This window comes from Fusicatenibacter saccharivorans, assembly GCF_015557635.1.
Taxonomy (GTDB): Bacteria; Bacillota; Clostridia; order Lachnospirales; family Lachnospiraceae; genus Fusicatenibacter; species Fusicatenibacter saccharivorans.
The window spans coordinates 122,723-132,349 of the sequence record NZ_JADNOP010000012.1 but is presented as its reverse complement, the minus strand read 5'-3'; the positions used below and the strand labels follow the sequence as shown (position 1 = coordinate 132,349).

General features: G+C 48.4%; 6 protein-coding genes. 5 read left to right on the top strand and 1 reads right to left on the bottom strand.

Annotation, left to right across the window (positions count from 1 at the left end; translation table 11 throughout):
• The first annotated feature begins 509 nt into the window (after window positions 1-509).
• The 5 genes from leuB to I2G42_RS11440 all read left to right on the top strand — a co-directional run bounded on the left by leuB (window position 510) and on the right by I2G42_RS11440 (window position 7,522).
• Window positions 510-1,595, top strand: coding sequence for a 3-isopropylmalate dehydrogenase (gene leuB / locus I2G42_RS11460; RefSeq protein WP_055228626.1), 1,086 nt, complete (start codon window positions 510-512; stop codon window positions 1,593-1,595).
• 30 nt (window positions 1,596-1,625) lie between these two features.
• Window positions 1,626-3,287 (top strand): dihydroxy-acid dehydratase, encoded by a 1,662-nt coding sequence (gene ilvD, locus I2G42_RS11455; RefSeq protein WP_055228625.1) that lies wholly within the window; start codon window positions 1,626-1,628, stop codon window positions 3,285-3,287.
• A gap of 116 nt (window positions 3,288-3,403) precedes the next feature.
• Entirely contained in the window at window positions 3,404-5,092 is a 1,689-nt protein-coding gene (gene ilvB, locus I2G42_RS11450) for a biosynthetic-type acetolactate synthase large subunit (protein ID WP_055228624.1), read from the top strand.
• A gap of 184 nt (window positions 5,093-5,276) precedes the next feature.
• Window positions 5,277-6,359 carry a 3-phosphoserine/phosphohydroxythreonine transaminase gene (gene serC, locus I2G42_RS11445; RefSeq protein WP_195531078.1) on the top strand — a complete coding sequence of 361 codons (1,083 nt, stop codon included), beginning with the start codon at window positions 5,277-5,279 and terminating at the stop codon, window positions 6,357-6,359.
• A complete protein-coding gene (locus tag I2G42_RS11440) occupies window positions 6,359-7,522 on the top strand; it encodes a phosphoglycerate dehydrogenase (RefSeq protein ID WP_055228622.1) in 1,164 nt (387 codons plus the stop codon). The genes serC and I2G42_RS11440 overlap by 1 nt, the downstream gene beginning before the upstream one ends.
• Before the next feature lie 187 nt (window positions 7,523-7,709).
• Here I2G42_RS11440 and cysS read toward each other — a convergent pair whose 3' ends face one another.
• A complete protein-coding gene (gene cysS, locus I2G42_RS11435) occupies window positions 7,710-9,158 on the bottom strand; it encodes a cysteine--tRNA ligase (protein ID WP_055228621.1) in 1,449 nt (482 codons plus the stop codon).
• Window positions 9,159-9,627 lie beyond the last annotated feature (469 nt).

The following is a 9,627-nucleotide window of genomic DNA, read 5'->3' as shown; positions in this document are numbered from 1 at the left end:
AGGCTTTATTTTGTTATCCTCACCACTTCCGACTACTCTATTCTCCCCAGCATAGCTGGGGGATTAGACTTTTCATTCATTCAAAATGATGGTGATCAGGCAGGATTCTGTGCCTGACGTGATTACCAATAAATGTGGATAATTTATTGATACTCACGTCAGGTACAGAACAATATTTGATAACCTGCAAGAACAAAAAATATATATTTTTACTGACAACTACCTTGACAATCAGCGCTCTTGGTAAATATATTTTGAATGTATTATATAACTTTAACACATCAATTTCAACTAAGTGCGGAAAGAACCTATCTACCGTTTACGAAACGGGGAAGAATGTCGCGTATTTTTCTCTCAAATGACAAAAAAGCAAAAAGATTATTGCGTTTCGTCCGATGCAAAGAAATTTCGTGTTGAAATTACCGGAAAAATAGCGTATAATTTAGAAATGCTATAGACGCAGAGAAAATAGAACGGTTTTTCAGCCGGAAGAAAAGAGGGAGAAAGATATGGAATACCGTATTGGATTAATTCACGGTGACGGAATCGGACCGGAAATTGTAGATGAGGCAAAAAAGGTTCTGGACGCTGTCTGCGAGAAATATGGACATCAGTTTGAATATACCAACCTTCTGCTGGGCGGAGCCTCCATCGATGTGCACGGCGTGCCGCTGACAGATGAAACCATAGAAGAAGCAAAAAAATGTGACGCTGTTCTGATGGGCTCGATCGGAGGAGATGCGAAAACCTCCCCGTGGTACAAATTAAGCCCGGATAAGCGCCCGGAGGCCGGACTTTTAAAAATCCGGAAATCGTTAGGCCTGTTTGCAAACCTGCGCCCGGCGTATCTGTATCAGGAATTAAAGGATGCCTGCCCGTTAAAAGAAGAAATTATCGGTGAGGGCTTTGACATGCTGATCATGCGTGAGCTGACCGGCGGCCTGTATTTCGGAGAGCGCAGCACCGTAGAAGAGAACGGAATCAAAAAAGCAACGGATACCCTGACTTACAGCGAGCCTGAAATCCGCCGTATTGCAATCCGTGCCTTCGACATCGCCAGAAAGAGAAAGAAAAAAGTAACAAGTGTAGATAAAGCAAATGTTCTCGACTCCTCCCGTCTGTGGAGAGCTGTTGTGGAGGATGTTGCAAAAGATTATCCGGACGTTACGTTAGAGCATATGCTGGTTGATAACTGTGCAATGCAGATTGTTCACAATCCGTGCCAGTTTGACGTGGTTCTGACAGAAAACATGTTCGGAGATATCCTTTCCGATGAGGCAAGTATGGTGGCAGGTTCCATCGGAATGCTTTCTTCCGCCAGTTTGAATGAGACAAAATTCGGCCTGTACGAGCCAAGTCACGGCTCTGCACCGGATATCGCAGGAAAAAACATTGCAAACCCGATTGCAACGGTTCTGTCCGCGGCCATGATGCTCCGCTACTCTCTGGATCTCGATAAAGAGGCAGAGGCAGTAGAAAATGCTGTACAGAAAATCTTAAAAGACGGATACCGCACCGTAGACATCATGTCCGAGGGATGCAAAAAAGTATCCACCTCCGAAATGGGAGATCTGCTGGTAAAAGCAATGGCATAAAACTGTAAGATAAGAAAAGAGGAAAAGATCATGAGAAGTGATGCTGTAAAAAAAGGAATCGCACAGGCACCGCAGCGTTCTCTGATGCGTGCGCTGGGTCTGACCGAAGAAGAAATGAAAAAACCGCTCGTAGGAATCGTAAGCTCCTACAATGAGATTGTACCGGGCCACATGAACCTGGATAAAATTACAGAGGCTGTAAAAATGGGCGTTGCCATGGCAGGCGGAACACCGATCGTGTTCCCGGCCATCGCAGTCTGTGACGGTATCGCCATGGGCCACATCGGAATGAAATATTCCCTCGTTACCCGTGACCTGATCGCCGATTCCACCGAGTGTATGGCAATGGCACATCAGTTTGATGCCCTGGTATGTATCCCGAACTGTGATAAAAACGTACCTGGTCTTCTGATGGCAGCAGCAAGAGTCAATGTTCCGACCGTATTTGTCAGCGGCGGCCCGATGCTTGCCGGCCACGTAAAAGGCGAGAAGAGAAGTCTTTCGAGCATGTTCGAGGCAGTCGGCTCCTACGCTGCCGGAACCATGACAGAGGAAGACGTCTATGATTTCGAGTGCAATGCGTGCCCGACCTGCGGTTCCTGCTCCGGTATGTACACCGCAAACAGCATGAACTGCCTGACCGAGGTTCTCGGTATGGGCTTAAAAGGCAACGGAACGATTCCGGCCGTATACTCCGAGCGTCTGCGCCTGGCAAAGAGAGCCGGTATGCAGGTTATGGAGCTGTTAAAACAGGATATCCGTCCAAGAGACATCATGACAAAAGAAGCATTCCTGAACGCTCTGACCGTCGATATGGCACTGGGATGTTCCACCAACAGTATGCTGCATCTGCCGGCCATTGCGCATGAGGCAGGCGTAGAGCTGAATCCGGAGATGGCAAACGCCATCAGCGAGAAGACCCCGAACCTCTGCCATCTGGCTCCGGCAGGATACCACTATATCGAGGAGTTGAACGAGGCAGGCGGTGTTTATGCCGTTATGAATGAGCTGAACAAGCTGAATCTGCTGCACACAGAGTGTATGACAGTAACCGGAAAGACCGTAGGGGAGAACATCAAAGGATGTGTCAACAAAAATCCTGAGATCATCCGTCCAGTTGAGAATCCATACAGCAAGACCGGCGGTATCGCCGTTCTGAAAGGAAACCTGGCACCGGATACCGCAGTTGTCAAACGTTCTGCCGTTGTTCCGGAGATGCAGGTTCATGAAGGCCCGGCCAGAGTCTTTGACTGCGAGGAGGATGCCATCGAGGCAATCCGCGGCGGCAAGATCGTGGCAGGCGACGTTGTTGTCATCCGTTATGAGGGACCAAAGGGTGGTCCTGGTATGCGTGAAATGCTGAATCCGACTTCTGCCATTGCAGGTATGGGACTTGGTTCTTCCGTAGCCCTGATCACGGACGGCCGTTTTTCCGGCGCATCCCGCGGTGCGTCCATCGGTCATGTAAGCCCGGAGGCAGCAGAGGGCGGTCCGATCGCACTCGTTGAGGAAGGCGATCTGATCCGTATCAATATTCCGGAGCACAAGCTGGAGGTTGTCGTATCGGACGAAGAGCTGGCACGCAGAAAAGCTGCATGGACTCCGAGAGAGCCGAAAGTAACCACAGGTTATCTGAAACGCTACGCAAAGATGGTTTCCAGTGCAAATAAGGGAGCTATTCTGGAGTTCTAACTCAGAAAAATCATAAAATCATATCAGCCGTCCGAACGCGCTTTTTTCTCGGATGGCTGATTTCATAAACGGATTTTATACACAAAGCGAAAACATAAGGAAGGAATCATACAGACATGGAATTAACTGGATCACAGATTGTTATCGAGTGCCTGAAGGAGCAGGGTGTGGATACCGTGTTCGGCTATCCGGGCGGAACCATTTTAAATATCTATGATGAACTTTACCGCCACCCGGAAATCCACCATATCTTGACCTCACACGAGCAGGGTGCTGCGCATGCGGCAGACGGATATGCGCGGGCTACCGGAAAAACAGGCGTCTGCATGGCTACAAGCGGCCCCGGCGCAACGAACCTTGTCACCGGAATCGCAACCGCCTACATGGATTCTACGCCGATGGTAGCGATTACCTGTAACGTAGGAAAGGCACTGCTTGGAAAAGACAGCTTTCAGGAGATTGACATTGCGGGTGTTGCGATGCCGATCACAAAATACAGTGTGATTGTAAAAGATATCACCGTTCTTGCAGATACGCTGCGCCGTGCGTTTACGATCGCAAAAAGCGGAAGACCGGGTCCTGTACTGGTGGATATTACCAAGGATGTAACGGCGGCAACCTGCGAATACGAGCCGAAAACACCGGAACAAATTGAACCGTTTACCGAAAGAATCACAGAAGAAGGACTGGATCACGTTGTATCCATGATTCAGGAGTCGAAATGTCCCTACATTTTTGTGGGCGGCGGCAGTGTTATCTCGGGTGCATCCGAAGAAGTACGCGAACTGGCACACCGGATCCAGTCGCCGGTCTGTGACACTTTGATGGGAAAAGGAGCATTTCCGGGAACAGATGAGCTGTACACCGGCATGCTTGGCATGCATGGAACAAAAACCTCAAACTACGGTGTGACAAAGTGCGATCTTCTGATTGTACTCGGGGCAAGATTTTCCGACCGCGTCACCGGAAATGCCGCAAAATTTGCCAACCATGCGAAAATTGTTCAGATCGATGTAGATGCCGCAGAAATCAATAAGAACGTTGCGGTTGAGTACAGTATCATCGGAGACGTCAAAGAGGTCTTAAAACGGCTGAATGCGAAGCTGGAGCCGATGCACCATGACGAGTGGATTGCAAAGATCAGGGAAATGAAAGAAAAATACCCGTTAAAGCATGAAGAGGGGCTTACCGGACCGTATGTGATCGAGGAGATCTATAAGGCAACGGACGGACAGGCAATTATCACAACGGATGTCGGCCAGCACCAGATGTGGGCGGCACAGTATTACCGCTATACGAAGCCGAGAACGCTTCTGACATCAGGCGGTCTTGGAACGATGGGCTTTGGTCTTGGAGCAGCGATGGGTGCAAAAATGGGACGCCCGGACAAGGTTGTCATCAACATCGCAGGAGACGGCTGCTTCCGTATGAACATGAACGAGCTGGCAACCCTTTCCAGACATAACATTCCGGTCATTGAGGTTGTTGTCAATAACCACGTGCTCGGTATGGTGCGCCAGTGGCAGACTCTGTTCTATGGAAAACGGTATTCCAACACGGTTCTGCAGGATCAGGCAGACTTTGTGAAGGTTGCCGAGGCGCTCGGCGTAAAGGGAATCCGTGTGACGAAAAAAGAGGAGATGGGTCCGGCGATCCGTGCAGCAATCGAGAGCGGAAAACCGGCGCTGATCGATGTGTGGATTGACTGTGATGAGAAGGTATTCCCGATGGTTCCGGCCGGAGCACCGATCGAGGATGTTTTCGATGCGGAGGATCTGGCAAAAAAGGAACAAGAAAAGGATTGACAGATTTCTGACAAAGGGGTATCATAGTTTCAACGCGGTAAAGCAATACCGTGTTACCATATGAATTGCAGACTTGTAAGAAAAGATACAAAGGAAATACATAAGATTACAATGGAAACCACCGGTATAGAAACGGTGGTTTCCAAGTAATATAAAGCAGTAAGAGAAACAGGAGGACAAAAAAATGAGCAGAGTCTATAATTTTTCCGCAGGACCGGCAGTTCTGCCAGAGGAAGTGTTGAAAGAAGCCCAGGAGGAAATGCTGGATTACCGCGGATGCGGCATGTCCGTGATGGAGATGAGCCACCGTTCCAAAGTATTCCAGAATATCATCGATGAGGCAGAAGCAGACCTTCGTGATCTGATAGGAATTCCGTCAAATTACAAAGTTCTGTTTCTTCAGGGCGGTGCCTCCCTGCAGTTTTCCATGATCCCGATGAACCTGATGAAAAACGGTGTCGCAGATTACATCGTAACAGGCCAGTGGGCAAAGAAAGCATACGCAGAGGCACAGAAATACGGAAAGGCAAACAAAATTGCCTCCTCTGAGGATAAAACATTTTCCTACATCCCGGACTGCAGCGATCTTCCGATCAGCCCGGATGCCGACTATGTTTATATCTGCGAAAACAACACCATTTACGGTACCAAATACAAAAAACTGCCGAATACCAAGGGCAAAACCCTGGTGGCAGACGTCTCCTCCTGTTTCCTCTCCGAACCTGTCAATGTCTCTGATTACGGCATCATCTACGGCGGTGTCCAGAAAAACATCGGACCTGCCGGAATGGTCATCTCCATTATCCGCGACGATCTGATCACCGACGATGTCCTGCCGGGAACACCGACCATGATGAAATTCAAGACACACGCAGACGCAGGCTCCCTGTACAACACACCGAACTGCTACTGCATCTACATGTGCGGCAAAGTCTTCAAATGGCTGAAGAAAATGGGCGGCCTGGAAGTTATGAAACAGCGCAACGAAGAGAAAGCAAAGCTGCTGTATGATTTCCTGGATCAGAGCAAGCTCTTCAAAGGAACCGTTGTACCGGAAGACCGTTCTCTGATGAACGTTCCGTTTATCACCGGAAATGCAGATCTGGATGCAAAATTCGTCAAAGAGTCCAAGGAAGCCGGACTTGAAAACCTGAAAGGCCATCGTACCGTCGGTGGTATGCGTGCAAGCATTTACAATGCAATGCCGAAAGAAGGCGTAGAAACACTCGTAGCCTTCATGAAAAAGTTCGAGGAGGAAAATCTCTAATGTTTCAGTATCATTGCTTAAATCCGATTGCAGGCGTAGGCCTTGCAAATTTTAATGAAAACTATCAGCAGACCGAGAGTCTGGAAGATGCCGATGCGGTTCTCGTCAGAAGTGCAGCCATGCACGGCATGGAGCTGCCGAAGAGCCTCCTCGCTGTAGCAAGAGCAGGAGCCGGCGTCAACAACATTCCGCTTACCGACTGCGCAGAGCAGGGTATCGTGGTCTTCAATACACCGGGAGCCAATGCAAATGGCGTCAAAGAGCTTGTACTTGCCGGTATGCTGCTGGCATCCCGTGATATCGCAGGCGGTATCGAATGGGTGAAGAGTGACAAAGAAGACGGCGACATCGCAAAAACGGCAGAAAAACAGAAAAAGAAATTTGCCGGCTGCGAGATCAGCGGAAAGAAACTCGGTATCATCGGCCTTGGTGCCATCGGCCAGCTTGTGGCAAATGCAGCCACCCATCTTGGTATGGAAGTATACGGATACGATCCATACATTTCCGTCGATGCAGCATGGAACCTGTCCCGCGACATCCATCACATCCAGAATGTAGAAGATATCTATCGCACCTGCGATTATATCACCATCCATGTGCCGCTTTTGGACAGCACGAAAGGTATGATCAACAAAGCAGCAATCGATGAGATGAAAGACGGCGTGGTTCTTCTGAACTATGCAAGAGATCTTCTCGTTGACGAGGATGCTGTTCTCGCGGCTTTAAAGGCCGGAAAAATGAAGAAATATGTGACCGACTTTGCAAATCCGAAGGTAGTCGGTGCAGAGGGAACGATCGTTACCCCGCACCTTGGAGCATCCACGAAGGAATCCGAGGACAATTGTGCTGTGATGGCAGTCAAGGAAATCCGGGATTTCCTTGAGAACGGAAACATCAGAAACTCCGTCAACTTCCCGAATTGCGATATGGGCGTATGCACCGGTGCAGGCCGTGTGACAATCTGCCACAAGAATATCCCTGGTATGCTGGGAGCATTCACCACCGTTATGGGTAATGCAGGTGTCAACATCAGCGATATGACAAACAAAGGTAAAGGCGATTACGCTTACACGATGATGGATCTGGAAAGCGAAGCAACCGAGGAGATAGTAAAAGCCCTCGAAGCAGTTGATGGTGTATTAAAGGTTCGTATCATTCAATAAAGAGAATCAAAGAAAATCAAAAAGTGACAGGAAAAGGCGGTGCCCGAAAACAGGGGTACCGCCTTTTCCTGTCAAGAACGGCAGAAGTTACTGCTGTTTGACTTCCTTTGGGTAAAGAACGGCACAAAAAAGAGAACTGCCCTGGGACAGTTCTCTTTGCCTGTAATGTATGGTTACGAAAAGATTTTCAGATTCGTTTCCAGACGGCTCCGCCGCGTACATCGGCAACTTCAATGCCCTGTGCTTTCAGATCGTCACGGATCTTATCTGCGTCCGCAAAGTTTTTGGCTTTCTTTGCTTCATATCGTTTTAAAACGAGCGCATCAATCTCCGGATCTCCCTCGCCGGTAATCTGATAACCGGATGCAGTGGAAGCGGAAGTTGTCTTTGCGGCCTCTTTTCTCTTTGCTTTTGCATGGGAGAGAAGGGCAAGACCGAGCACCTGATCGAAATTGTCGAGAAGTGCCAGTTTCGTTGCGTCGTTCATGTCTGCCTTTAAGACATCATACAGCGTTGTGATGGCAAGCGAAGTATTGAGGTCAGCGTCGAGTGCTTTCTGGAATTTTTCTTTTAAAGCAGTCATAGAAGCTTCATCGACGGATCCGTTCTCCGGGTTTAAAGCGGCGATACGGGCGATCAGCTTGTCGTAGGCGATTTTTGCGTTGTCCAGGTTCTCCCAGGTAAACACAAGCGCCTTGCGGTAATGGGACTGCAGGCAGAAGAAACGGTAGATAAGCGGATCGTAGCCTTTTTCTTCCAGAAGAGAAACCGTCAGGAACTCACCTTTTGATTTCGACATTTTTCCGGTCGAGGTATTCAGGTGATGTACATGGAACCACTGCGGGCACCATGCATGGCCAAGGTAGCTTTCGGACTGCGCAATCTCGTTGGTGTGGTGCGGGAAGGCATTGTCCACGCCGCCGCAGTGCAGGTCGAGGTATTCTCCGTTGTATTTCATGGAGATACCGGAGCACTCAATGTGCCATCCCGGATAACCGACGCCCCATGGAGAGTCCCATTTGAGCGCCTGGTTCTCGAATTTTGATTTGGTAAACCAGAGAACGAAATCGTTTTTGTTACGTTTGTTGGTATCTTCCTCTACGCCCTCGCGGACACCAACGGCAAGATCATCCTCATCGTGGTCGTTGAATACATAGTAGTGGTCAAGACGGCTGGTGTCAAAGTAAACATTTCCGCCGGCAAAGTAAGCGTAGCCGGTGTCCATCAGCTTTTCGATGATTTTGATATATTCGTCAATGCATCCCGTTGCCGGCTGTACGACATCCGGGCGCTTGATATTCAGCTTTTTGCAATCCGCAAAGAATGCATCGGTGTAATACTGTGCGATTTCCATGACTGTTTTGTGCTCGCGCTTTGCACCTTTGACCATCTTGTCCTCGCCGGTGTCCGCATCGGAGCTTAAATGGCCGACATCGGTGATATTCATGACACGGTTGACGTCGTAGCCTTCATAGCGGAGTGCCTTTTCCAGGACATCCTCCATAATATAACTGCGCAGGTTTCCGATGTGCGCAAAATGATAAACGGTAGGTCCGCAGGTGTACATTTCTACACGGCCCGGTGTGTGTGTCAGGAATTCAGCTTTTTTATGGGTTGCAGAATTATAAAGATACATAAAAGAAGTCTCCTTTTTTCTTTTCGTGCGGATACGGATGCAGAAGTGATGATACACAAGAAAGCAAAAAAGCAAAAAAGCGTCTGCTGTATCCGACAAGGATATCAGAGACGCCGCGTGCGGTGCCTGTTTTCCGTGTACTGCACTGGTTCCTTATTAAAATTAATATTAGCAGGATTTTTTTTTGATGTCAATAGTCCGGAGACTGTCGAAGACAAAAAGTAAGAAAGTGATTTCGGTGTGAGCGGTCTTCATGGAAGGCTTTGCTTTGTAAAAGAAGGAAACGAAAGTAAAAAACGAAAGTAAAAAACAGTATGACGCTTTTAGATAAGAAGAAATGTGATTTTCAGAAGTCTGTTTTTTCGTCCAGCAGGATTCTTTCCCGGAGCAAAATCTGAAACAAATACAAAAAGACAGTGCTGCAGAACGCAAATGGAAAGAAACAATTATTTGTGTAATCTTTTTTTCA